The sequence below is a fragment of the Faecalibacterium sp. DFI.5.82 genome (assembly GCF_029076575.1).
Taxonomy (GTDB): Bacteria; Bacillota; Clostridia; order Oscillospirales; family Ruminococcaceae; genus Faecalibacterium; species Faecalibacterium duncaniae.
In genome coordinates this window covers 1-305 of the sequence record NZ_JARFIS010000621.1, presented here as the reverse complement: position 1 = coordinate 305, position 305 = coordinate 1, and the positions used below count along the sequence as shown (strand labels likewise).

Here is a 305-nt window from a genome sequence, read left to right as displayed (position 1 = left end):
GTTGATAATATTATTTCTGCTATCGGGACTTCTTTTTGTGGGAGCCGAAGTTGGAAACATGGTTCACCGTGCAAACGGTGAAGTTAAAGCGCCAATAACCGGAACAGAAGAAAGTTTAAAAGATTTGGATTATGAAGATGCAAGGTTGCTGTTTATAAGCGAGGGCTTTGAATACGTTCAGCTTGTAAACAAGCATGATTTGAGTGTAGGTCTCTTGAAAAGAGAAGGGAAAGTTGAGTCGATTTCGATAAATGGTGAAACGAACTTTAGTAAGGGAAGTTGGTTTCCACCGGATGCAATAGTGA

1 pseudogene is annotated in these 305 nt (G+C 40.0%); it reads left to right on the top strand.

The window, feature by feature from the left end:
- Positions 1-305 (top strand): annotated as a pseudogene (locus P0G09_RS18140) (hypothetical protein); the annotation flags it as partial.